This window comes from Streptomyces sp. CA-294286 (genome assembly GCF_050947155.1).
Lineage (GTDB): Bacteria > Actinomycetota > Actinomycetes > Streptomycetales > Streptomycetaceae > Streptomyces.
Genome location: NZ_CP192005.1, coordinates 2,792,107 through 2,814,562 on the forward strand (window position 1 = coordinate 2,792,107; position 22,456 = coordinate 2,814,562).

Genomic DNA, 22,456 nt, shown 5'->3' on the forward strand with positions numbered 1-22,456 from the left:
CGTCAGAGCGTGCGCAGCAGCAGCTCCGGATGTTCCACGCAGTCGGCGACGTACCGCAGGAAACCGCCCGCCGTGCCGCCGTCGCAGACCCGGTGGTCGAAGGTCAGCGAGAGCTGCACCACCTGACGTACTGCCAATTCCCCTTCGTGCACCCAGGGTTTGGGCACGATGCGGCCGACGCCGAGCATCGCCGCCTCCGGGTGGTTGATGATCGGCGTGGAGCCGTCGACGCCGAACACGCCGTAGTTGTTGAGCGTGAAGGTGCCGCCGGTGAGCTGGGCCGGGGTGAGTCTGCCCGTCCGGGCGGCCTCGGTCAGCTCGACCAGTGCCTCGCCCAGCGACTCCACGTTCCGGGTGTGGGCGTCGCGCACCACCGGGACGACCAGGCCGCGCTCGGTCTGTGCGGCGAAGCCGAGGTGCACCTCGGGCAGCCGCACCACTTCGCGGGCCTCGGTGTCGACGGTGGAGTTGAGTTCCGGGAAGCGGGCGAGAGCCGCCGTGCAGATCCGGGCGAGCAGCGCCAGCACGGACACCTTGGGGGTGCCGCCCACACTGTTCATCGCGGCCCTGGCGGCCATCAGTGCGGTCGCGTCGGCATCCACCCAGCAGGTGGCGTCGGGTATCTCGCGGCGGCTGCGGGACAGCTTGTCGGCGACGGCGCCGCGTACGCCCTTGAGCGGGACGCGCGTGGCGGTCGCGGCCGGGACGGCTGCGGCAGCGGGCTCGGCCTTCGGCTCCGGCGGCCGCATCGCCCGCTCCACGTCGCTGCGGAGGATCAGCCCGTCCGGGCCCGACCCGTCCAGCTGCCGCAGATCGAGGCCGTTCTCGCGTGCCAGCCGCCGCACCAATGGCGAGATGACCGGCACAGGCCCGGCAGACGCGGCCGCTCGGCCGTCGGGCGTCGGCGCGGCAGCGGAGGTACGCCCGCCGGGTGCCGGGGCGGAGGCCGGAGCGGCGGACGCCGACGCAGGCAGGGAGGCAGGACGAGCGGGCGTCGACGCCGAAGCGGGCACGGGCACGCGGCCGTCGGGGGCGGGCGTCCCCCCGAGGGGACCCGCGGAGGTGCTCATGTGGTCGATCCGTACCCGGCGGCGGCGTGCCGCCGGAGCCGTGGTGCCGTAGCCGACCAGGACATTCCCCGACCCGGAGTCACCGTCGCCCTCGGCCCCGGTCGCGGCCCCCTCCGCCGCGCCGCTGCCTCCCGGGCCCTCGGCGTCGATGGCGCCCGCGCCCACGGCCACCGTCAACAGCGCTGCTCCGACGGGCAGTTCCGTACCCTCCTCGCCGAAGCGAGCCGTGACCACGCCCCCGTACGGGCACGGCACCTCGACCATCGCCTTCGCCGTCTCGACCTCCACCACCGGCTGGTCGACGGCGACGACGTCGCCCACCTCCACCAGCCAGCGCACGATCTCCGCCTCGGTCAGCCCTTCGCCGAGGTCGGGGAGCTTGAACTCCAGCACCTGTGGCATCTCAGACCTCCCACTGAAGCCGCGCGACCGCGTCGAGCACCCGGTCCACACCCGGCAGGTGGTGGCGCTCCAGCATCGGCGGCGGGTAGGGCACGTCCAGCCCGGCGACACGCAGCACCGGCGCCTCCAGGTGGTGGAAACAGCGCTCGGTGACCCGGGCGGCGATCTCGCCGCCGGGGCCGCCGAAGCCGGTGGACTCGTGGACGACGACCGCGCGCCCGGTCCGCCGTACGGACGCGGCGACCGTCTCGTCGTCGAACGGCACCAGGGACCGCAGGTCGAGGACCTCCAGGTCCCAGCCCTCGGCCGTGGCCGCCTCGGCGGCCTCCAGGCACACCGGCAGGGAGGGGCCGTAGGTGATCAGCGTGGCGCTGCGGCCGGGACGGCGGACGACCGCCCGTCCTATCGGCTCGACGGCCGCCGGGGCGTCCGGCGACCAGTCCGCCTTCGACCAGTACAGCCGCTTGGGCTCCAGGAAGACGACCGGGTCGTCGGAGGCGATGGCTTCGCGCAGCATCCCGTAGGCGTCCTGGACGGTCGCCGGGGTGACGACGTGCAGCCCCGGGGTCGCCATGTAGTACGCCTCGGAGGAGTCGCTGTGGTGCTCGACGCCGCCGATGCCGCCGCCGTAGGGGATGCGGATCGTCAGCGGCATCGGAAGCGCGCCACGCGTGCGGTTGCGCATCTTGGCGACATGGCTGGCGAGCTGCTCGAACGCCGGATAGGCGAACGCGTCGAACTGCATCTCCACGACCGGCCGCAGCCCGTACATCGCCATGCCGACGGCCGCCCCGAGTATCCCGGCCTCGGCGAGCGGGGTGTCCGTGCAGCGGTCCTCGCCGAACTCCTTGACCAGCCCGTCGGTGATCCGGAAGACGCCGCCGAGCGCGCCGACGTCCTCACCCATGACGTGCACCGTCGGGTCCTCGGCCATGGCGTCGCGCATGGCCCGCTGGAGGGCCTGCGCCATGCTCGCGGGCTTTGCCGCGGCCTTTCGCCCCGGGGCCACGGTGGTGCTGCTCATCGCTCCGCCTCAGCTTCCAGCTCGGCCCGCAACTGGGCCTCCTGCTCGCGCAGTTGAGCGGTCCTCTCGGTGTACACCTGCGCGAAGAGCTCCATCGGGTCGAGCACCGGGTCCGCGTTCATCCGCGCCCGCAGGTCCGCTGCCATCGCCTCCGCGGCCTCCCTCGCCGCGCGCACGCCGTCGTCGTCGAGCATGCCGCGCTCCGTCAGCTCCCGCTCCAGGAGGACGATCGGGTCGTGGTCGCGCCAGGCCTCGACCTCGGCGTCGACCCGGTAGCGGGTCGCGTCGTCGGCGTTGGTGTGGGCCTCCATGCGGTACGTCACGGCTTCGATCAGCGTCGGTCCGCCGCCGCGCCGGGCGCGCTCCACCGCCTCGGTCAGTACCTCGTGCATCGCGGCCACGTCGTTCCCGTCGACCAGCCGGCCCGGCATGCCGTACCCGACGGCCTTGTGGGCGAGGGAGGGAGCGGCGGTCTGCTTGGCGAGCGGCACGGAGATCGCGAAGCCGTTGTTCTGCACGAGGAAGACGACCGGGGCCTGCCAGACGGCGGCGAAGTTCAACGCCTCGTGGAAGTCGCCCTCGCTGGTGCCGCCGTCGCCGACCATGGCGAGCGCCACCACGTCGTCGCCCTTCAGCCGGGCGGCGTGCGCGAGGCCCACCGCGTGCGGAAGCTGGGTGGCGAGCGGAGTGCACAGCGGAGCTATCCGCACCTCGCGCGGGTCGTACCCCGTGTGCCAGTCGCCGCGCAGCAGCGTCAGCGCCTGCACCGGGTCCAGGCCGCGCGCCACGGCGGCGAGGGTGTCTCGGTACGAGGGGAACAGCCAGTCCTGCTCCTTCAGTACGGCCGCGGCGGCCACCTCGCAGGCCTCCTGGCCCGTGCTGGACGGGTAGACGGCGAGCCTGCCCTGCCGGGTGAGGGCGGTGGCCTGCGCGTTGTACCTGCGGCCGCGCACCAGCTCCGCGTACAGCGTGCGCATCAGGGCGGGGTCGACCCGGGCGGCCGCCTCGGTGCCCAGGACCCGGTACGGCTCGGGGTCGGGGAGCAGCGGGGCGGGGTCGGTGCGGGGCTTCCAGGCCGGCGGCGGACTGGGCCGGTAGGCCGTGCTGCCCGGCATCTCTTGAATCGTCACGACGAACACCTCCTCGTGGGAGCGGTGCGGAGCGGTCACCAGCACGCCACGGTGTGGTGTGCCTCACCTACCGATTGTTCGGTCGTGGATGCAGTTTGGCTACAGGCGGTGCCACCCTGTGGACAAACGGTTCTGCGCAGCCTGGGATGGGAACAGGACGTCCATGACGGGGAGGCGGGGGCACGTGGCAGCTGAACAAATGGCCGGATCGGGTGACGGTCTGCACGGGAACGACGGAGATTTCCACAGGGATTCGCCGGGAGAGCACACCCAGGACGCGCCGAGGGAACCTGCGCGCCACCTCCCCCAGGACCCGCCGAGAGAGCCCGCGCGCCACCTCCCCCAGGACCCGCCGAGAGAGCCCGCGCGCCACCTTCCCCAGGACCCGCCGAGAGAACCTCAGCGGAATCCCCCGCGGGAGCCCTCCCCGGCACGTCCCCTGGACTCCGTGGACCGCGACATCCTGCGGATGCTCCAGGCCGACGGCCGTGCCTCGATACGGTCGGTGGCCGAGCGCGTCCATGTCTCGCGCGCCAACGCATACGCCCGGATCAACCGCCTCATCGACGACGGTGTGATCCGGGGTTTCAGTGCCCGGGTCGACCACGAAAGGGCGGGCCAGGGCGCTTCCGCGTACATCACCCTCAAGATCGTCCAGAACTCGTGGCGCACGGTCCGCGAGGAGTTGCAGGCGCTCCCGGGGGCCGCTCACATCGCCCTGGTCAGCGGCGATTTCGACGTACTGCTGCTGGTCCACACCCCGGACAACAGGACGCTCCGCGAGCTGGTCCTGACCAGGATCCAGAACATTCCGGAGGTGCTGAGCACCCGCACCCTCCTCGTCTTCGAGGAGACCGACCTTGACCCGCAGTCCGGCCAGAGCTCCTGATCGGGTGACCCGAACGACCGAACGTAGAACGACCGAACGACCGAACAACCGAACGACCGAACGGCAAAACGACAGGACGGCAGGCCGACCGGACGGACGAACGGCACGGCACGGCACGGCACGGCACGGCACGGTAGACCGTACGCCGACCGGTCCCCGGCCCCTAGCCCGTCCGCAGCCCGTCGAAGGCCAGTCGTACGACGGTGTCCGCGAGCTGTTCCCGGTCCACCCCGTCGGGGTGCGGCCGGTACCACTCCACCAGCGAATTGATCATCCCGAAGAGCAGCCGGGTGGCCAGTCTGATGTCCACGTCCGCCCGCAGGTCTCCGTCCGCCGCCGCGGCTTTCAGCAGGTCGGACACCCGCTGGTCGAACTCGCGCCGCCGCTCCAGCGCCCACCGCTCGGTCTGCGTGTTGCCCCGTACGCGCAGCAGCAGGGTGACGTAGGGCAGTTCCGCCATCAGCACCTCGACGGTGCGCCGGGTGACGTGCTCGACGCGCTCGATGGCCCGCCCGTGCTGGGCCTGCGGCTCCTCCAGGGCGGCGAACAGCCCGTCGAGTGCCCGGCTGACCGCGCGCCGCAGCAGCTCCTCCTTGCCGGAGACGTGGTGGTAGATCGACGACTTGGAGATCCCGGCGGCCTTCGACAGGTGCTCCATCGACGTGCCGTCGTACCCGCGCTCGTTGAAGACGCGCACGGCCACGGCGAGCAGCGTCTCGGGCGTGTACGTGTCCCTCTTCGCGGTGGGCGTGCGCTCTGCCGTCGTGCCGCGCTCCACCGCCGCACGGTCGGCGAACGGACGGTCCGTGGTGCTCATTCGGCGGGCTCCTGCTCGGCGTAACCCTGCCGGTAGTGCGCCAGGGAGGGTGCGTAGCGCCCGGTCGGGCAGCGCTCGTGCATCGCGGTGAGCAGGTCGAAGGACCAGTCGCCGGTGAGGGCACGGCCCCACTCCAGGGGGCCGCGCGGGTAGTTGACGCCCAGGCGCATCGCGGTGTCGATGTCCTCGGGCGTCGCCACACCCTTGGCCACGGCGTCCAGGGCGAGGTCGACGAGCATGGCGACGGTACGGCCGACGATCATGCCGGGGACGTCGCCGATGACGCTGACGTCCTTGCCGAGCGCCTGGAAGAGGCCGACCGCCTCCCTGAGGGTCTGCTCGGACACGTCGGCGGAGGCGGCCAGGGCGACGCGGGTGGCGGCCCGGTAGTCGAGGGCGAGGTCGAAGTAGACGACGTCGTCGTACTCGACGGAGGTGTGCCCGTCGACGGGGGCGAGCTGGCCGCCGCTCGGCAGGCCGATGTACGGGCCGCCCGAGGTCAGCTGCCGCACCTCGATGCCGTCGGCCTCCTGGAGCATCGTGACCACCTCGGCGGCCGGCCCGAAGTCACCGGTCACGCTCACGCGCGCGGGGGCGGCCTCGGGTGCGGCGGTGTGCGGCTCGGGCCCGGCCGCGCCCTCTCCGTACGGGTACCACCCCCGGCCGGACTTGCGCCCGAGCCGCCCGGACTCCACCAGCCGGCGCTGCGGCAGCGAGGGCACGAACTTGGGGCTCTGGTGGAACGCCTCCCACACCGACCGCGAGACGGCCTCGTTCACGTCCTGCCCGATCAGGTCGGTCAGCTCGAAGGGCCCCATCCGGAAACCGCCGGACTCGCGCAGCACCGCGTCGATCGTGGCCGGGTCGGCGGCCTGCTCCTCGTACACCGCGAACGCCTCGGCGTAGAAGGGGCGAGCGATCCGGTTGACCAGGAAGCCGGGGGTGTCCGCACAGCGCACCGGGGTCTTCCCCCAGGCGAGCGCCGTGTCGTACGCGCGCGTGGCGGCGGCGGCGTCCGTCGCGAAGCCGCTGACCACCTCCACGAGGGGGAGCAGCGGGGCGGGGTTGAAGAAGTGCATGCCGACGAAGCGGCCGGGGTGCTTGAGCGCGCCGGCGATCGCCGTGACGGACAGCGAGGAGGTGTTCGTGGCGAGGAGGCAGTCCTCGGCGACGAGCGCCTCAAGCGAGACGAACAAATCCTGCTTGACCGGCAGCTGTTCCACGATCGCCTCGACAACGAGCGCGGCCTCGGAGAGGTCCCGCAGGTCGCGGGCGGCGCGCAGGCGCAGGAGGGCCGCGTCGGCCTCCGCGCGCTCCAGGCGGCCCTTCTCCACCAGCCGCTCGATCCGGGAACGCACGGAAGCGTCCGCGGCGGCGGTACGCCCGGCGTCCGCGTCGAAGAGGAGTACGGGGTGCCCGGCGAGGAGGGCGACCTGGGCGATGCCCTGCCCCATGGTTCCGGTGCCGACGACGGCGACGGTGCGGGCGCGCTCGATTGCTGTCATGCGGGCAATCCTCCCGGACGGGTTGTCCACAGGTTCACGTCGGCCCCCTTGTCCCGACCGATCGTTCGGTTACTCTAGCCGTGTCCGCCCTTGCGAGCCCAGTCCGCGCCGGCCCCGGCACCGTCCGCTCCCGGCCGGTCCCCGTTCGAACCGCATATTGAGTCCCCATTCCGAGCCCCACCCCCAGCCCATCTCGACGAGGAGTTGGTCCGCGCAATGCAGTCGCCGCAGAAGCTGACGCAGCTGACCGAGACCCACCGGCCCACACTCGACCAGGCCCTCGAAGCGATCCGCACGCGCGCCTACTGGTCTCCGCACCCGGAGCACCCGAAGGCGTACGGGGAGAGCGCTGCCGCCGACGGCCTCGCGGCGTTCGAGGCGCTGCGGAACACCCGCTTCGACCTGGGGGACCAGCCCGGTACGGACGGCTGGGTGGGCGGCCCCGCCTCCGAGGGCGGCGAGGTCTCCCCGTACGGGCCGGAGCTGGGCGTCTCCTACCCGCACGCGGACGTGGACGTCCTGCTGCCGGCCATGCGCGCGGGCATGGGCGCGTGGCGCGACGCGGGGCCCGAGGCGCGGGCGGTGGTCTGCCTGGAGATCCTGGCCCGGATCAGCGCCCGTACGCACGAGTTCGCGCACGCGGTGATGCACACCAGCGGCCAGGCCTTCATGATGGCGCTCCAGGCGGGCGGCCCGCACGCCCAGGACCGCGGCCTGGAAGCGGTGGCGTACGCCTACGCCGAGCAGACGCGGGTGCCCGCAGCAGCCGACTGGTCCAAGCCGCAGGGCAAGCGCGATCCGCTGAACCTGTCGAAGTCCTTCGTCGCCGTTCCGCGCGGCGTCTCGCTCCTGGTGGGCTGCAACACCTTCCCCACCTGGAACGGCTACCCGGGGCTCTTCGCGTCCCTGGCGACCGGCAACCCGGTCCTGGTCAAGCCGCACCCGCGCGCCGTGCTGCCGCTCGCGATGACCGTGAAGGCCGCCCGCGAGGTCCTCGCCGAGGCCGGCTTCGACCCCAACCTGGTGGCACTGGCCGCCGAACGTCCGGACGAGGGCATTGCCAAGTCGCTCGCCCTGCGCCCCGAAATCAAGATCATCGACTACACGGGGTCGACGTCCTTCGGCGACTGGCTGGAGGCGAACGCCCGTCAGGCGCAGGTCTACACGGAGAAGGCCGGCGTCAACACGGTCGTCGTCGACTCCACCGACGACTACCGGGGCATGCTCTCCAACCTGGCGTTCTCGCTGTCCCTCTACAGCGGTCAGATGTGCACCACCCCGCAGAACCTGCTCATCCCCCGCGACGGCATCAGCACCGACGCGGGCGCCAAGTCGTACGAGGAAGTCGTCGGCGACCTCGCGAAGTCGGTCGGCGGACTGCTCGGCGACGACGCGCGCGCGAACGCACTGCTGGGCGCGCTGGTCAATCCGGACGTGAAGGCCCGCCTGGACACGGCGGCCGGGCTGGGCGAAGTCGCTCTGCCCTCGCGTGAGGTCACCCACCCGGACTTCCCCGACGCGACCGTCCGCACCCCCGTCATCGTCAAGCTGGACGGGGCGAAGCCGGACGCGGAGGCGGCGTACATGTCGGAGTGCTTCGGCCCGGTGTCCTTCGCCGTCGCCGTCGACTCCACGACCGCCGCCCTGGACCTGCTGCGGCGCACGGTGCGCGAGAAGGGCGCGATGACGGTCGGCGCGTACACGACCTCGCCCGAGGTGGAGCGCGCGATCGAGGAAGTCTGCCTGGAGGAGTCCGCGCAGCTCTCGCTGAACCTCACGGGCGGGGTGTACGTCAACCAGACGGCCGCCTTCTCCGACTTCCACGGCTCCGGCGGCAACCCGGCCGCGAACGCCGCCCTGTGCGACGGCGCGTTCGTGTCCAACCGCTTCCGGACGGTGGAGGTACGCCGCCAGGCGTGACGGCGTACCAGTAAGGCCGGATGCCGTGGCCCGCACCCCCATGCGGGCCACGGCATTCACCGCACCGCGCTCCGGTCAGCGTCGCGGGTCGGCCACCACGCCCATCTCCCGGAGAACGGCGGCGATCTCGCATGCCGACCCGTGCACCTGGACATTTCCTACGGACAGGCGCATGCCGCTCTGCTCCGGGGTCGCACTCTGCTGCGGGACTCGCGGCTCGGCCAGCCGCCGTACGATTTCGACGAACTTCACGCTCCCGCACGGCCTTTCCAGCCGACTGTCCTTGATCCCGTACCGCTCGGTCTCCGGACAGCGGTAGGAGGGGCCGAACGGCGGCCCACTGTCCTCACCCGGCGCGGGAACGCAGATCTCCATCTCGCCGTGGCGGCAGTGCACCGTCCCGTCGGACATGACGGTGAGGTCCCTGTCGAGGGCGCGCAGCTCCTGCGGTCCGCCGTGACGCTCGCCCCGACCTGCGGAAACACCCGTCGGAAGGTTTGCGCCCTCATTAGTAATGAAGACACAAACCCTCCGGTCGGTCGTCCTTGTGTCCCCCGAGGACACCGCATGGCTGGTCTGGGTCGGGTTTCCCAGCCCGAGGAGGTTGCAGATGTCCACGGTGACGAACCACGGCTCCCCCTCGATCACCACCACCCGGACCGGCTCACCGGTTACCGGGAACTCCGCGCGCACCATCACCGCCCGCTCGACATCCACCTCGTCGGCAGCCGCCCCCACCGACTCCAGCAGGCCGGCCCGGACCTCGCGAGCCACCTCGCTGCTGTCCAGCGTCATCGCGAGCACCAGGGCAGCCTGGGCGGTGAAGATCCCCAACTGCCGCCTCGGAACCCTCGATTCCGGGAGGTTGACGCTCACGAACACCCGGAGTTCCTCCCCCCGGAGCTGCCGGTACCCGTAACCCCTTAGCTCCCCTGCGTGCTTGCGCACCACCCGCCGCAGCACCACCGCATCGACCTCGAAGTAGTCGGCCAGCAGCGTCGCCGTGACATGGGCCCCGTCCGGCAGCAGCGGCAGCCGCTTCACGTCGTTGAGGACGTCCGTCCGGTGTGCCAGGGTCGCGCGTACCTCGCGCGCGTCCAGCAGAGATCGTTCCGTGTACATGTGGCTGTGCCCTCCAGAGGGCTCGCAGGAATACGGCGAACCACCCCTCAGTGCAGGAACCAGCTACGGGCGGTGACAGAGACGTTCACATGACCTTGTCCAAGGTCAGCTCTCAGGCCCGCTCTACGTGCGCGGCTTCACCACTTCTGCCGCAACCAGGATCGACGCTCCGCTCGAAGACGTGAACGACACACCCGTCCGAAAGTCACACTTACGCGGGTGCGGACCTACGAGGGGTCCGCGATCTCCGCGTACCGCTGCACCCATGCGTGCATCGCGATCGCCGCCGCCGCCCCCGCGTTGATCGACCGCGTCGACCCGAACTGCGCGATGGAGCACACCATCGACGCATGCGTCCGCGCTTCCTCCGTCAGCCCCGGACCCTCCTGCCCGAACAGCAACACGCACCGCTTCGGCAGCACGGTCCGCTCCAGCGGCACCGCGCCCGGGAGGTTGTCGATGCCGATGATCGGCACCTCCTCGGCCGCCGCCCACGCGGTGAGCGACTCGGTGTCGGGGTGGTGGCGGACGTGCTGGTAGCGGTCGGTGACCATCGCCCCGCGCCGATTCCAGCGCCGTCGCCCCACGATGTGGATCTCCTTGGCGAGGAACGCGTTGGCGGTCCGTACGACCGACCCGATGTTGAAGTCGTGGCCCCAGTTCTCCACAGCCACGTGGAAGTCGTGCCGGCGGGTGTCCAGGTCCGCGACGATCGCCTCACGCGTCCAGTACCGGTACGGGTCGACGACATTGCGCCGGTCGCCCTGCGCGAGCAGCTCCGGATCGTACCGCTCGCCCTCGGGCCACGGCTCGGGGTGTGGACCGACGCCGACCTCGGCACCGAAGCCCTCGTCGTACTGTGCGGGGTCGGACTGCTCTGCCCGTGCGGGGTCGGACCGCTCGGGGGCGGACTGCTCTGCCCGTGCCGGGTCGGACCGCCCACTTCGTGCGGGGTCGGTCCGCTCGGGCCGAACGGGGGCGTACTGCCCGCTCAAGGCGGATTCGGACTGCTCGTCCCGTGGGGTGTTCTCGCTGCTCACCCCACGAGCGTACGGGGCCGCTCCTCGTCTGCGGGACGCTGCAGCACGGCCTTGGGCGACGGCCGCACCCGGCTCCTGACCCGGTCCCGCAGCCGTCCCGCGCGCCCGCCCAGCCACAACAGGAACACGGTCGGCAGGAACACCGCGTCCGCGGCGATCATCGCCATCGAGAAGAACGGCAGCCCCAGCAGCACCGCGATGCTCGCGTGCTCCAGGATCATCAGCACCAGCAGGACGTTCTTCACGCGGCGGTTGAACAGGGTGAAGGGGAAGGCGACCTGCACCATCACCGTGCCGTACGTCACCAGCATGATCATCGTCCCGCTGGAGGCGAGCAGGGACGACAGGTCGGGCCAGGGCGTGAAGTAGTCCAGGTGCAACGGGTAGTAGACCGCGGTGCCGTCCTGCCAGCGGGAACCCTGCACCTTGTACCAGCCAGCCGTCGCGTAGACGAAGCACACCTCGACCATGATGACGGCCAGCCCCGCGTTGTGCACGAGGTTCGCCAGGACGTCCAGCAGGAGCCGCGGCTCGCCGTCCGCGTACCGGCACGCCGCCCACCACAGCGCGTGGGCCAGCAGCAACGCCCAGAAGACCAGCAGCCAGCCCCACCGCACCACACCCGTGAACGTGACCACCGCGAGGGCGGTGCCGAGTGCCCCCCACACCACGGGGCCCACCCGGTCGCGCACGACGGCGGCGACCGTGCCGCCCGCGGCCCGCACCCGGCGGGCGTCCAGCGACCACACCTGGCCGCAGCGGGTGAGCACCAGGTACATCGCCATCAGGTGGATGACGTTGTCCCCGCCGTCGCCCAGGAAGACGCTGCGGTTCTGGAGGGACAGCACCCCGATCATGAACAGGACGGACATCGTCCGGGTGCGCCAGCCGATCGCCAGCAGAGCACTGGCCGCGATGGCCGCGACGTAAACGAATTCGAACCACAGGGTGCTGTCCGTCCACATCAGCGCCGTGAAGGCCCCGTTGTCGTCGACGATCCGGCGCGCCATGTCCCAGTTCCAGGGCCCCTCGGGCCCGTACATCTCATGGCGGTGCGGGATCTCGCGCAGCAGGAAGAGCATCCAGGTTCCGGCGAACCCGATGCGGATGACGGCGCTCTGGTACGGGCCGAGGGCGGCGGCGGTGACGTTCTGCACGCCCCGCTGGAGGAGGCGCGCCGACCGGCGCAGTTGCGCGGGAACGTGGGTACGCGCGCGCGTGCGTGAAGCGCGCGCCGTGGGAGACGTACCGGAAGGGGGGGTGGGGGGGATGCCGGTGCTCACTTGGTCACTCCTGCCTCGGCCGCGACCTTCGTGAGGTCGGCCGGTGTCACCGTCCACCAGGGCAGCACCCGGTACGCGGGTGCCGCGGTCACCTTCTCCTTGCTCCACGGCGGCGGTTTCACCCAGGTCGTGCGCGAGCGCACCTGGACTCGGTGCACGGCGCCCCCCATGTCGAGGGCGGACATGCGCTCCAGCACGATGCGCCGGACGTAGCGCTCGGAGAGGTCGCCACGCATGCCGAGCGACTCGTTCTTGTCGTTGTGCCAGCCGGTGTAGAAGTCCCAGCCACGGCGCAATTGGTTCTGGGCGGTGTGGCTGGGCAGGAGGCTGCCGCGGATCTCCTCGGCGTCCCTGGCCGTGAAGTCGATCCACTCGGTGACGCGCCACTGGCCGCTCCCGGTGCGGATCTGGGCGCGGGCCTGGACGGCGACGTTCTGCTGGAGCGGGTTGGGCGCGAAGAGCTTCCAGTTCTGTTCGAACTCGGGGTTGATCCAGGCGTCCACGGCGGCGGCGTGCTCCTTGCTCACCGTGTTCGACGGGCTGACGTGCAGAAAAACCATGCCGAGGTGGACGAGGGCGGTGACGCCGACCAGCGCGAGGGCGAGGGCGGCGACGATCTGGGAGCGGAAGGACAGCCCTGCCATTCCCGCCCTGCCCCGGGGCCGGACCGGAGTGCCGACGTCGGCGGCGTCGGCGTCGGCGTCGGCGTCGGCGGACGACGTTGGGCCGCAGTCGCTGCCGGGGCGGAGCGGGCCGAGGTTGCCGCCGGACCGGGCAGGGTCGGCGTCCTGCGTCCCGCCGGTCCCGGCCTTCTCGTCGTACGAATCCATCCGCCCCGCTCCGCACGTGTCGGCCAGTTGTCCACAGAGGTTGACACCCTACGGGCCGCCGCCCCACCATTGAAGTCGATGAACCGAACGATCGGTCGGTAGGGTGATCTGGGGGCCAGGATGACGGCATTGACGCAAGCGACGGCAGCACACACCCCGAACGGGACCGGCGCGGAGGACGAAGCAGCACACCAGCGGGCGTTCGACGCCGCCGTCGCCGCCGACGAGCGCATCGAGCCGCGCGACTGGATGCCGGACGCCTACCGCGCCTCCCTGGTCCGCCAGATCGCGCAGCACGCGCACTCCGAGATCATCGGCATGCAGCCGGAAGCCAACTGGATCACCCGCGCCCCCTCGCTTCGCCGCAAGGCGATCCTGATGGCCAAGGTGCAGGACGAGGCCGGGCACGGGCTGTACCTCTACAGCGCGGCCGAAACGCTGGGCACCAGCCGCGAGGAGCTTCTCGACAAGCTCCACTCCGGCCGCCAGAAGTACTCGTCGATCTTCAACTACCCGACGCTGACCTGGGCCGACGTCGGCGCGATCGGCTGGCTGGTGGACGGTGCCGCGATCACGAACCAGGTCCCGATCTGCCGTTGCTCCTACGGCCCGTACGCCCGCGCCATGGTCCGCATCTGCAAGGAGGAGTCCTTCCACCAGCGCCAGGGGTACGAGTCGCTGCTCGCCCTCTCGCAGGGCACGCCGGAGCAGCGCGCGATGGCGCAGGACGCGGTGGACCGGTGGTGGTGGCCGTCGCTGATGATGTTCGGTCCGCCCGACGACGAGTCCTCGCACTCCGCGCAGTCCATGGCCTGGAAGATCAAGCGGCACTCCAACGACGAGCTGCGCCAGCGCTTCGTCGACATCGCCGTCCCGCAGGCCGATTCCCTGGGCCTCACCCTCCCCGACCCCGACCTGCGGTGGAACGAGGAGCGCGGGCACTACGACTTCGGCGCCATCGACTGGGCCGAGTTCCGGGACGTCCTCAAAGGCAACGGGCCCTGCAACGAACAGCGCCTCTCCCAGCGCCGCCGGGCCCACGAAGAGGGCGCCTGGGTACGGGACGCGGCGGCGGCGTACGCGGCCAAGCACCACCAGGGCACCCGCAGGGGCAGCGCCCGGGGCACCCGACCGGGCAACCCCTCGGACACCCGCACGAACCCCACGGGCACTCGCGCGGACAGCAGCCGGAGCGCCCGCCACGACAGCACCACGGACAGCGACAGGGGGAGGACAGCATGACCGGCACGGCTTCGCACCAGGACTGGCCACTGTGGGAGGTGTTCGTGCGCTCGCGCCGCGGACTGTCCCACACCCACGCCGGCAGCCTGCACGCCCCGGACGCGGAGATGGCCCTGCGCAACGCCCGCGACCTTTACACCCGTAGGTCCGAAGGCGTCTCGATCTGGGTGGTGCCGTCCGCGGCGATCACCGCGTCCTCCCCCGACGAGAAGGACTCCTTCTTCGAGCCGGCCGGCGACAAGCCCTACCGGCACCCCACCTTCTACGCGATCCCGGACGGGGTGAAGCACCTGTGACCACCGCCCCCGCGACCCGTTCCGCCGCTCTCGCCCTGGGCGACGACGCGCTGATCCTGTCCCACCGGCTGGGGGAGTGGGCGGGCCGTGCCCCCGTCCTGGAGGAGGAGGTGGCCCTCGCCAACATCGCGCTGGACCTCCTGGGCCAGGCACGCGTCCTGCTCTCCCTCGCCGGCGACGAGGACGAGCTGGCCTACCTCCGGGAGGAACGGGCGTTCCGCAACCTGCAGCTCGTCGAGCAGCCGAACGGCGACTTCGCCCACTTCCTCGCCCGGCAGCTCTACTTCTCCACCTACCAGCACCTGCTGTACGAACGGCTGGCTGTTGGAAGCGGCGAGTTCGCACCCCTCGCGGCGAAGGCGGTCAAGGAGACGGCCTACCACCGTGACCACGCCGAGCAGTGGACGCTGCGCCTGGGCGACGGAACCGCGGAGAGCCACGACCGGATGCAGCGTGCCGTCGACGCGTTGTGGCGGTTCACCGGCGAGCCCTTCCAGCCGGTCGAGGGCCTGGCCCTGGGAGCCGACACGGAAGCCGACGACCAAGGGCTCGGCTGGCAGCAGCTGGAGTCGGACTGGTTGGCCTCCGTCACCGGTGTTCTGGAACGGGCCACTCTCGCCGTGCCCGAAGGGCCGCGCACCGGGGCATGGACAGCGGGCGCCGGACGGCAGGGCCTGCACACGGAGCCGTTCGGACTGATGCTCGCCGAGATGCAGCACCTGCACCGCAGCCACCCGGGAGCGTCATGGTGACCGACACACCCTCGACCGGCACCCCCTCGGCGCACGTCCCGCCGACCGGCACCCCCTCCACTCACGTCCCCCCGACCGGTGCCACCCGCGCCGACATCCCGTCGGCCGGCTCGTCCTCAACCGGCGTCCCTCCGTCCGGCACCCGGCTCGAAGAGGAGCTGCGCCGCCTCGCCGGCACCGTGCCCGACCCCGAACTGCCCGTGCTCACCCTGGAAGAACTGGGCGTGCTGCGTGCCGTTCACGTCTCGGGGCCCGGCCGGGTCGAGGTCGAACTGACCCCGACCTACACCGGCTGTCCCGCCGTCGAGGCCATGGCCGCCGACATCGAGCGGGTACTCCACGAAAGCGCCGGCATGACCGAGGTGACGGTGCGCACCGTGCTCGCCCCCGCCTGGTCGACGGACGACATCAGCGCCGAGGGGCGCCGCAAACTCGCCGAGTTCGGCATCGCCCCGCCCCGCACCACCCGCGAGATCGACGCCGCTTCCGCCGCCCGGGAGCCGATACCCCTCTCGCTCGCCCTCCGCTGCCCGCACTGCGGATCCATCGACACCGAACTGCTCAGCCGGTTCTCCTCCACCGCGTGCAAGGCGCTGCGCCGCTGCGTGTCCTGCCGCGAACCGTTCGACCACTTCAAGGAGTTGTAGATGCCGTTCCACCCGCTCCGGGTCCGGGGCATCGAGCGGCTCACGGACGATGCGGTGGCCGTCACCCTCGCCGTGCCGCCCGAGCTGCACGAGACCTTCCGGCATGTCCCGGGCCAGCACCTGGCGCTGCGGCGGATCGTGGACGGCCAGGAGATCCGGCGCACGTACTCCATCTGCGCGCCCGCGGCCGCAGCACCCGCCGAACCGGTGCTGCGCGTGGGCATCCGGCTCGTCGACGGCGGCGCGTACTCCACGTACGCGCTCAAGGAGCTGCTGGTCGGAGACGTGGTGGAGGCGATGCCGCCCATGGGCCGGTTCACCCTCACGCCGCGGGACGGATACTTCGCGGCGATCGTCGGCGGCAGCGGCATCACTCCGGTGCTGTCCATCGCGGCGACGCTCCTGGAGCAGCGGCCGGACGCCCGGTTCTGCCTCGTCCGCAGCGACCGCACGGCGGCGTCCACGATGTTCCTGGAGGAGACCGCCGACCTCAAGGACCGTTACCCCGATCGGTTCCAGCTGGTCACGGCGCTGTCGCGGGAGGAGCAGCAGTCGGGGCTGCCGTCCGGACGGCTGGACACGGAGCGCCTCACGGCCCTGCTGCCCGCCCTGCTGCCGGTGGCGGACATCGACGGGTGGTACCTGTGCGGCCCGTACGGCCTGGTGCAGGGCGCCGAACAGGCCCTGCGCGGACTCGGGGTCGCTCGGGACCGCATCCACGAGGAGGTCTTTCACGTCGACGACGGTACGGCGGACGGCGCCCCTGCCGCGTTGGCGCCCGCCGCCGTGGGCGGCACCCTCACCGCGACCCTCGACGGCCGCTCCGGCACCTGGCCGGTCCAGGACGGCGAGTCGCTCCTGGAGACGGTGCTGCGGGCTCGTGCGGACGCCCCGTACGCCTGCAAGGGCGGGGTGTGCGGCACCTGCCGGGCGTTCCTGGTGCGTGGCGAAGTACGGATGGACCGCAACTACGCGCTGGAGGCGGAGGAGACCGAGGCGGGGTACGTGCTGGCCTGCCAGTCCCACCCGGCCACCGGCGAAGTGGAGTTGGACTTCGACCGCTGACGCACAGGCCGAGTCGCGCGCCGCCATTCCCTTCCCGTAGAACGTGTTCTATCTTGACGCCCCGTCAGGAACCAGCGCGTGCATGGCCACCGGAGGGCAGGGCAGTGGACTTCACCTTCACCGAGGAGCAGCAGGCGGCCACCGAGGCGGCGCGGGCCGTCTTCTCCAAGGCGACGCCCGACGCGGTACCCAGCCCGGCGCTCGTCGAAGGTGCGGTCGCCGACGACTTCGACCGCCCGCTGTGGGCGAAGCTCGCACAAGCCGACCTGCTGAGCCTGCTGCTGGCCCCCGCATACGGGGGCGCGGGGCTGGACCCGGTCGCCCTGTGTCTCGTGCTGCGGGAGTCCGCGAAGGTCCTCGCCCGGGTGCCCCTGCTGGAGACGAGCGCGGTCGCCTTGGCCGTACAGCGGTACGGGGCGCCGGAGTTGGCCGGATCGGTGCTGCCCTCCGCCGGACGCGGAGAGCTGGTCCTGACGGCCGCCGTCCATGGCCGCACCGGACACGACCCGGCTCAGCTCGCGGTCACGGCACGCCGGACGGACGGAGCCGACTGGGTGCTCGACGGAGTGCAGACAGCGGTCCCCTGGGCACAGCAGGCCGATCTGGTCGCCGTCCCGGCACACACCGGTGCGGGCCGCCCGGTCCTCGCGCTCGTCCCCCGCACCCGTACCGGCGTCACCCTCGCCGACCAGGTGTCCACGAGCGGGGAGCGCCTCGCGGAGATCCGTCTCGACGCCGTACGCGTGCGGGCCCACGAGGTGATCACCGAGGCCGGGGCGGGGGAGTGGCTGCGGACGCTGCTCGTCGTCGGCACCTGCGCGCAGGCCCTCGGCCTCGGCGAACAGGTCCTGGCCATGACCGCCGACTACACCTCGCAGCGCGAGCAGTTCGGCTTCCCCGTCGCCACCTTCCAGGCCGTCGCCGTCCAGGCCGCCGACCGCTACATCGACCTGCGCGCCATGGAGGCCACCCTGTGGCAGGCCGCCTGGCGCCTCGGCACGGGAGCCGAGGGAGCTCTGCCCCTCGCCGGAGACGTGGCGGTCGCCAAGACTTGGGCCTCCGACGGTGTCCGGCGGACCGTCCAGACCGCACAGCACCTGCACGGAGGCGTCGGCGCGGACACCGACTACCCGCTGCACCGCTACCACGCCTGGGCCAAGCAACTGGAGCTGTCCCTGGGCCCGGCAGCCGCCCACGAGGAGGCCCTGGGCGACCTGCTGGCCGTCCACCCCCTCAACCGGTCTGCCGCTGAACGGCCCTGAGTGGCCTGCGAGTCGTGCGGATCGCCCGAGTTCAGAGAACGAACGCGGCGGAGTCGCCCTCGGAGACCATGGGCCGGCCCGCACCGTCCCAGGCGAGCATCCCGCCCTCGATGTTCACCGCGTCGATCCCCTGCTGCACCAGGTACTGGGTGACCTGCGCGGACCGCCCGCCGACCCGGCACATCACATGGGCACGGCGGCCGTCCGCCACGGCCTCGGTGACCTCGCCGAACCGGGCGACGAAGTCACTCATCGGCACGTGCAGAGCGCCCTCGACGTGCCCGGCCGCCCACTCGTCGGCCTCACGGACGTCCAGCACCAGGCCGTCAGCCGGTACCGACGCGACGTCCACGGAGGGCAGGGAGGCGAAGTTCATGAGGACAGCCTTTCTCGTACATGCAAACGGTGCGCGTGCGCCCCGGAACGCTACTGCACCCACCGGGCGAGTTCGGCCTCGCGCTCGGAGACCTGCGCCTGCAGTTGCCCGGCGATCTCGTCCAGCAGTCGGTCGGGGTCCTCCGGCGCCATCCGCAGCATCGACCCGATCGCGGAGTCCTCCAGGTCGCGGGCGACGACCGTCAGGAGTTCCTTGCGGCGTGACAACCACTCCAGCCGCGCGTACAGCTCCTCGCTCTCGCTGAGCCGTGTCTCGGGGACCGGGCCGGCCGCCCACTCGTCGGACAGTTCGCGCAGCAGCTTCTCGTCGCCGCGCGAGTAGGCGGCGTTGACCCGGGTGATGAACTCCTCACGTCGGCTCCGCTCCTTGTCCTCCCTCGCCAGGTCGGGGTGCGCCTTGCGGACCAGGTCGCGGTAGAGCTTGCGGGCCTCCTCGCTGGGCCGCACCCGCTCCGGGGGACGCACCGGCTGCTCGGTCAGCATCGCGGCGGCCTCGGGCGACAGCCCGTCCGAGTCCATCCAGTCGTGGAAGAGCTCCTCCACGCCCGGCATCGGCATGACCAGCGCCCGCGCCTCCTGCGCCTTGGCCAGATCCTCCGGGTCCCCGGTGTGCCGGGCCCTGGCCTCCGCGATCTGGGCGTCCAGCTCGTCCAGCCGCGCGTACATCGGGCCCAGCTTCTGGTGGTGCAGCCGGGAGAAGTTCTCGACCTCGATCCGGAAGGTGTCCACCGCGATCTCGAACTCGATCAACGCCTGCTCGGCGGCCCCCACCGCCCGCTCCAGCCGAGCCTCGGGCCGCGCACCGGCCGTGGTCTCACCGGGCGGTACGTCTTCGTTGGGGGTAACCGGTCCCCCGGCGGCATCCTGAGTCACCCGACCAGCCTACGGTCCCGCCCGAGGGCGAGGGCCCGCCCCCGGCCCGGCAACGCGTGGCGACCGCCGAGGGCTGCGCCCCCTCCTGGGTCCGGCCCCGTCACACCCCCCTCTCCGCCGCTATCCGCCCGTCCCTGATCGCCGCCACCAGTACCGCGTGGTCCGCCTCCGTCCGGTCCGCATAGGCGACCGCGAAGTCGGCGACCGCCTCGTCGAACTCGTCGTTCTTGCCGCAGTACCCGGCCACCACTTCCGGGTCGGCGCTGTGCGCGTGCGCCCTGGCCAGGAGCGCGCCGGTCATCCGCCCGTAGTCGTCGACCTGGTCGGCGGGGAGCGCCGTCGGGTCCACGCTCCCCTTGCGGTTCCTGAACTGCCGCACCTGGAAGGGCAGGCCCTCGACCGTGCACCAGCCGAGCAGGATGTCGCTGACGACCTGCATCCGTTTCTGTCCGAGGACCACCCGCCGCCCCTCGTGCACCGGTTCCGGTATCGCGAATCCGGCTTTCGGGAGGTACGGGACCAAGGCGGACGCCCGTGCCTCCTTCACCTGCAGGACGAGCGGTTCCCCGCGGTGGTCGAGCAGCAGCACCACGTACGACCGGGTTCCCACGCTCCCGGTGCCGACGACCCGGAACGCCACGTCGTGGATCGCGTACCGGGCCAGCAGCGGCAGCCGGTCCTCCGCCACCGTCCCCAGGTAGCCGCCCAGCGCCGACGCCACCGCCGACGCCTCGGCGTCCGACACCCGGCGCAGCACCGGAGGAGCGTCGACGAACCGGCGGCTGCCGCCCTCGGCGGGCTCCGTGGACCGGGCGGCGAAGCGTGCGCTGGTGTTCTTGCGGGCCTTCTCCGAGACCCGCTCAAGCGTGCCCAGCAGATCCCGGGCGTCGGTGTGCGAGACGAGTTCCTCGTCGGCTATCGCGTTCCAGGCGTCGGCCACGGGCATCCGCGCGAGCAGCCGCATCGTCCGCCGGTAGGCCCCGACCGCGTCGCGGGCCCCCTGCCGACAGGTGTCCTCGTCGGCCCCGGTCTCGCGTGCGGCGAGCACCAGGGAGGTCGCGAGCCGCTTGACGTCCCATTCCCAGGGCCCGACAACCGTCTCGTCGAAGTCGTTGAGGTCGATGACGAGCCGCCCGCCGGCGTCGCCGTACAGCCCGAAGTTCGCCGCGTGCGCGTCGCCGCATATCTGGGCGCCGATCCCGGTCACGGGCGTGCCCGCCAGGTCGTAGGCCATCAGTCCGGCCGACCCGCGCAGGAAGGCGAACGGGCTGGCGGCCATGCGTCCCACGCGTACCGGCGTCAGCGAGGCGACCCGTCCCCGGCTGGAGTCCTCGACGGCGCGCACCGCGTCAGGGCGGTCCTCGTCGAGCGCCAGGGTGCGGTGTGCCTCCCGTGGCGTGCGGCCCCGCAGCGCCTTCCCCTCCCTTTTGCGCGAACGGGTCCGCCCGGCCTCCGGCCCTGCCGCGTTCGTACGCCGCGCGAATCCCTCCACCACCGGAATTCGCTCGGTTTCTGTCCCTTGCCCGGCCTCGTTCGTCACGTGCCGCCACCCCCGCTGCATACCGTCCGACAGCCGTCCGTCCCGGCTGCTTCTTCAACTCCCCATGAAGGTAGCGCCGTTGTCCGGGCCGTGCGGCAGCCCCCTGTGGATAACCCGGCATTAGTACGACGAACGATCCCGGACCTGGTCCGGGACCGTTCGTCGCGCGTCCTCTCACGCCCGGCTCATACGCCGACCGCTTCCTCCAGTTCCTCCTCCACCGCGCGCTCTTCCCTCACCGGTGCCGCGTGCGCCGCCTTCCGCCGACGCACCCTCTCCGACGCCGCCGCCGCTCCCATGACCGCCGCACCGGCTACGCACCACAGCGCCAGCACCAGGACGTTCCGTCCGACCCCGGTCCCGTCGAAGTACACGTGTCCGCGTACCCCCTCGATGAAGCCGGCGCCGTTCCAGAAGGAGTGCAGCGAGGCGAAGAAGCCGGACTGGAGCTCGGGCTTGAAGATGCCGCCCGAGCTGGTGAAGTTCAGCATCACGAACAGCACCATCACGCCCAGCGTCGTCCACCTCTTGAGGAACGTGTGCAGTCCGACGCCGACCAGCAGGATGCCCGCCGTGTACAGCCACGCCATCGCCCACAGGCCGGGCAGCCCCTGGTCCACCAGGTGGAACAGCGGCCCGGCGAAGACGGCGCCGATCGCGCTGACCACCAGCGACATGCCCAGTGCCAGCAACGCCCTGATCCGCAGCGGCAGCACCGCACCGGCACCGCCGATCACCGCGACCGAGGCGTACGAGCCGATGCTGAGCGCGACGAGCAGGAAGAACAGCCCCTGTCCCGTCGGGTCGCCCTTCGACACCGGCACCACGTCCGTCACCCGGAGCGGCGCGCCCTGCTCGGCGGCGACTTCCGTGAAGACCTTCTGCACGACGGTCGCCGTCGTGTCGGACTCGGCGGTGGCGACCATCAGCTCGGGCTTCGTGCCCGGCACGTACGCCCCGTAGGTCTCGCGGGCCCTGAGCTGTGCCTCGGCGGCCGGGCGATCGGCGACGGTGCGCACGTCGAGTGCTCCCGCGCCCTTGTCGTGCAGCGTCTGCGCCAGCACCTGGGCGCTCGCCCCGGATCCGACGACGTCGACCCGCAGACCGTGCGGCTCGGGTGCGTGGAAAGCGCCCAGGTAGGCCAGGCCCATCCCGACGCACATCAGCAGCGGGGTGAGGAGGTGGCCGAGAACGTGCCGCAGGGACGCTCCCGTACTGCTCAAACCAGCGGGGGACGCAGACATCAACGGACTCCAGCACACATGACGGGGGGGGACGACGAGCGATAGTGGTTGGTTATTACAACCACCAATACAGATGTACTCTACAACCAATCGATCGGAGGGCAAAC

The 22,456-nt window shown here is 71.7% G+C and carries 21 protein-coding genes; 8 read left to right on the plus strand and 13 right to left on the minus strand.

The window, feature by feature from the left end; translation table 11 throughout:
• Positions 1–2 precede the first annotated feature (2 nt).
• Genes ACQPZG_RS17155 through pdhA form a run of 3 tightly spaced genes read right to left on the minus strand, consistent with a single transcriptional unit; the run spans position 3 to position 3,626 of the window.
• Complete coding sequence (locus ACQPZG_RS17155) at positions 3–1,472, minus strand: dihydrolipoamide acetyltransferase family protein (RefSeq protein ID WP_433546627.1); 1,470 nt, start codon at positions 1,470–1,472, stop codon at positions 3–5.
• Between the two features lies 1 nt (position 1,473).
• Complete coding sequence (locus ACQPZG_RS17160; RefSeq protein WP_433546628.1) at positions 1,474–2,496, minus strand: alpha-ketoacid dehydrogenase subunit beta; 1,023 nt, start codon at positions 2,494–2,496, stop codon at positions 1,474–1,476.
• Positions 2,493–3,626: a pyruvate dehydrogenase (acetyl-transferring) E1 component subunit alpha gene (gene pdhA, locus ACQPZG_RS17165; RefSeq protein ID WP_433546629.1), complete on the minus strand. Its 1,134-nt coding sequence runs from the start codon at positions 3,624–3,626 to the stop codon at positions 2,493–2,495. Before pdhA ends, ACQPZG_RS17160 begins: the two co-directional genes overlap by 4 nt.
• A gap of 439 nt (positions 3,627–4,065) precedes the next feature.
• On the opposite strand from pdhA, the gene ACQPZG_RS17170 reads away from it, so the two are divergent.
• Complete coding sequence (locus ACQPZG_RS17170) at positions 4,066–4,515, plus strand: Lrp/AsnC family transcriptional regulator (protein WP_433549443.1); 450 nt, start codon at positions 4,066–4,068, stop codon at positions 4,513–4,515.
• A 163-nt stretch (positions 4,516–4,678) separates the two neighbouring features.
• Here ACQPZG_RS17170 and ACQPZG_RS17175 read toward each other — a convergent pair whose 3' ends face one another.
• Entirely contained in the window at positions 4,679–5,332 is a 654-nt protein-coding gene (locus ACQPZG_RS17175; RefSeq protein WP_433546630.1) for a TetR/AcrR family transcriptional regulator, read from the minus strand.
• Positions 5,329–6,837, minus strand: coding sequence for a 3-hydroxyacyl-CoA dehydrogenase (locus tag ACQPZG_RS17180; protein WP_433546631.1), 1,509 nt, complete (start codon positions 6,835–6,837; stop codon positions 5,329–5,331). The genes ACQPZG_RS17175 and ACQPZG_RS17180 overlap by 4 nt, the downstream gene beginning before the upstream one ends.
• Positions 6,838–7,053: 216 nt before the next feature.
• Here ACQPZG_RS17180 and paaN point away from each other — a divergent pair, with 216 nt between their 5' ends.
• Entirely contained in the window at positions 7,054–8,757 is a 1,704-nt protein-coding gene (paaN, locus tag ACQPZG_RS17185; RefSeq protein WP_433546632.1) for a phenylacetic acid degradation protein PaaN, read from the plus strand.
• A 75-nt stretch (positions 8,758–8,832) separates the two neighbouring features.
• On the opposite strand, the gene ACQPZG_RS17190 is transcribed toward paaN, so the two are convergent.
• The 4 genes from ACQPZG_RS17190 to ACQPZG_RS17205 form a co-directional block, all read right to left on the minus strand.
• Positions 8,833–9,879, minus strand: a complete 1,047-nt coding sequence (locus ACQPZG_RS17190; protein WP_433546633.1) for a hypothetical protein — start codon at positions 9,877–9,879, stop codon at positions 8,833–8,835.
• Between the two features lie 227 nt (positions 9,880–10,106).
• On the minus strand, positions 10,107–10,874 hold the full coding sequence (locus ACQPZG_RS17195) for a TrmH family RNA methyltransferase (protein WP_433549444.1): 768 nt from the start codon (positions 10,872–10,874) through the stop codon (positions 10,107–10,109).
• A 41-nt stretch (positions 10,875–10,915) separates the two neighbouring features.
• Positions 10,916–12,202, minus strand: a complete 1,287-nt coding sequence (locus ACQPZG_RS17200; RefSeq protein ID WP_433546634.1) for an HTTM domain-containing protein — start codon at positions 12,200–12,202, stop codon at positions 10,916–10,918.
• Positions 12,199–13,032 carry a DUF5819 family protein gene (locus ACQPZG_RS17205; protein ID WP_433546635.1) on the minus strand — a complete coding sequence of 278 codons (834 nt, stop codon included), beginning with the start codon at positions 13,030–13,032 and terminating at the stop codon, positions 12,199–12,201. The genes ACQPZG_RS17200 and ACQPZG_RS17205 overlap by 4 nt, the downstream gene beginning before the upstream one ends.
• A gap of 120 nt (positions 13,033–13,152) precedes the next feature.
• Between ACQPZG_RS17205 and paaA the strand changes: the two genes are divergently transcribed.
• The 6 genes from paaA (at position 13,153) to ACQPZG_RS17235 (ending at position 18,296) form a co-directional block, all read left to right on the plus strand.
• The gene (paaA, locus tag ACQPZG_RS17210; RefSeq protein WP_433546636.1) at positions 13,153–14,274 is read left to right on the plus strand and encodes a 1,2-phenylacetyl-CoA epoxidase subunit PaaA; all 1,122 of its coding nucleotides are present in this window, start codon (positions 13,153–13,155) and stop codon (positions 14,272–14,274) included.
• Positions 14,271–14,570 (plus strand): 1,2-phenylacetyl-CoA epoxidase subunit PaaB, encoded by a 300-nt coding sequence (gene paaB, locus ACQPZG_RS17215; RefSeq protein ID WP_433546637.1) that lies wholly within the window; start codon positions 14,271–14,273, stop codon positions 14,568–14,570. The genes paaA and paaB overlap by 4 nt, the downstream gene beginning before the upstream one ends.
• Positions 14,567–15,322 (plus strand): 1,2-phenylacetyl-CoA epoxidase subunit PaaC, encoded by a 756-nt coding sequence (gene paaC / locus ACQPZG_RS17220; RefSeq protein ID WP_433546638.1) that lies wholly within the window; start codon positions 14,567–14,569, stop codon positions 15,320–15,322. The genes paaB and paaC overlap by 4 nt, the downstream gene beginning before the upstream one ends.
• The gene (paaD, locus tag ACQPZG_RS17225) at positions 15,316–15,969 is read left to right on the plus strand and encodes a 1,2-phenylacetyl-CoA epoxidase subunit PaaD (protein ID WP_433546639.1); all 654 of its coding nucleotides are present in this window, start codon (positions 15,316–15,318) and stop codon (positions 15,967–15,969) included. The genes paaC and paaD overlap by 7 nt, the downstream gene beginning before the upstream one ends.
• Entirely contained in the window at positions 15,970–17,034 is a 1,065-nt protein-coding gene (locus ACQPZG_RS17230) for a 2Fe-2S iron-sulfur cluster-binding protein (protein WP_433546640.1), read from the plus strand.
• 104 nt (positions 17,035–17,138) lie between these two features.
• Entirely contained in the window at positions 17,139–18,296 is a 1,158-nt protein-coding gene (locus tag ACQPZG_RS17235; protein ID WP_433546641.1) for an acyl-CoA dehydrogenase family protein, read from the plus strand.
• A gap of 31 nt (positions 18,297–18,327) precedes the next feature.
• Here the strand turns inward: ACQPZG_RS17235 and ACQPZG_RS17240 are convergent, their stop codons facing one another.
• The 4 genes from ACQPZG_RS17240 to ACQPZG_RS17255 all read right to left on the minus strand — a co-directional run bounded on the left by ACQPZG_RS17240 (position 18,328) and on the right by ACQPZG_RS17255 (position 22,349).
• Positions 18,328–18,672, minus strand: coding sequence for a rhodanese-like domain-containing protein (locus ACQPZG_RS17240; protein WP_433546642.1), 345 nt, complete (start codon positions 18,670–18,672; stop codon positions 18,328–18,330).
• Between the two features lie 50 nt (positions 18,673–18,722).
• On the minus strand, positions 18,723–19,565 hold the full coding sequence (locus ACQPZG_RS17245) for a J domain-containing protein (RefSeq protein ID WP_433546643.1): 843 nt from the start codon (positions 19,563–19,565) through the stop codon (positions 18,723–18,725).
• A 100-nt stretch (positions 19,566–19,665) separates the two neighbouring features.
• On the minus strand, positions 19,666–21,126 hold the full coding sequence (locus tag ACQPZG_RS17250; RefSeq protein WP_433546644.1) for a DUF2252 domain-containing protein: 1,461 nt from the start codon (positions 21,124–21,126) through the stop codon (positions 19,666–19,668).
• A 164-nt stretch (positions 21,127–21,290) separates the two neighbouring features.
• Entirely contained in the window at positions 21,291–22,349 is a 1,059-nt protein-coding gene (locus tag ACQPZG_RS17255) for a hypothetical protein (RefSeq protein ID WP_433546645.1), read from the minus strand.
• Between the last annotated feature and the right edge of the window lie 107 nt (positions 22,350–22,456).

Bases quoted from the DNA above. Each gene is read 5' to 3' on its own strand.
- ACQPZG_RS17155 (WP_433546627.1), bottom strand. From the start codon at position 1,472: ATGCCACAGGTGCTGGAGTTCAAGCTCCCCGACCTCGGCGAAGGGCTG.
- ACQPZG_RS17160 (WP_433546628.1), bottom strand. From the start codon at position 2,496: ATGAGCAGCACCACCGTGGCCCCGGGGCGAAAGGCCGCGGCAAAGCCC.
- ACQPZG_RS17175 (WP_433546630.1), bottom strand. From the start codon at position 5,332: ATGAGCACCACGGACCGTCCGTTCGCCGACCGTGCGGCGGTGGAGCGC.
- ACQPZG_RS17180 (WP_433546631.1), bottom strand. From the start codon at position 6,837: ATGACAGCAATCGAGCGCGCCCGCACCGTCGCCGTCGTCGGCACCGGA.
- paaN (WP_433546632.1), top strand. From the start codon at position 7,054: ATGCAGTCGCCGCAGAAGCTGACGCAGCTGACCGAGACCCACCGGCCC.
- ACQPZG_RS17190 (WP_433546633.1), bottom strand. From the start codon at position 9,879: ATGTACACGGAACGATCTCTGCTGGACGCGCGCGAGGTACGCGCGACC.
- ACQPZG_RS17205 (WP_433546635.1), bottom strand. From the start codon at position 13,032: ATGGATTCGTACGACGAGAAGGCCGGGACCGGCGGGACGCAGGACGCC.
- paaA (WP_433546636.1), top strand. From the start codon at position 13,153: ATGACGGCATTGACGCAAGCGACGGCAGCACACACCCCGAACGGGACC.
- paaB (WP_433546637.1), top strand. From the start codon at position 14,271: ATGACCGGCACGGCTTCGCACCAGGACTGGCCACTGTGGGAGGTGTTC.
- paaD (WP_433546639.1), top strand. From the start codon at position 15,316: ATGGTGACCGACACACCCTCGACCGGCACCCCCTCGGCGCACGTCCCG.
- ACQPZG_RS17230 (WP_433546640.1), top strand. From the start codon at position 15,970: ATGCCGTTCCACCCGCTCCGGGTCCGGGGCATCGAGCGGCTCACGGAC.
- ACQPZG_RS17240 (WP_433546642.1), bottom strand. From the start codon at position 18,672: ATGAACTTCGCCTCCCTGCCCTCCGTGGACGTCGCGTCGGTACCGGCT.
- ACQPZG_RS17250 (WP_433546644.1), bottom strand. From the start codon at position 21,126: ATGCAGCGGGGGTGGCGGCACGTGACGAACGAGGCCGGGCAAGGGACA.
- ACQPZG_RS17255 (WP_433546645.1), bottom strand. From the start codon at position 22,349: ATGTCTGCGTCCCCCGCTGGTTTGAGCAGTACGGGAGCGTCCCTGCGG.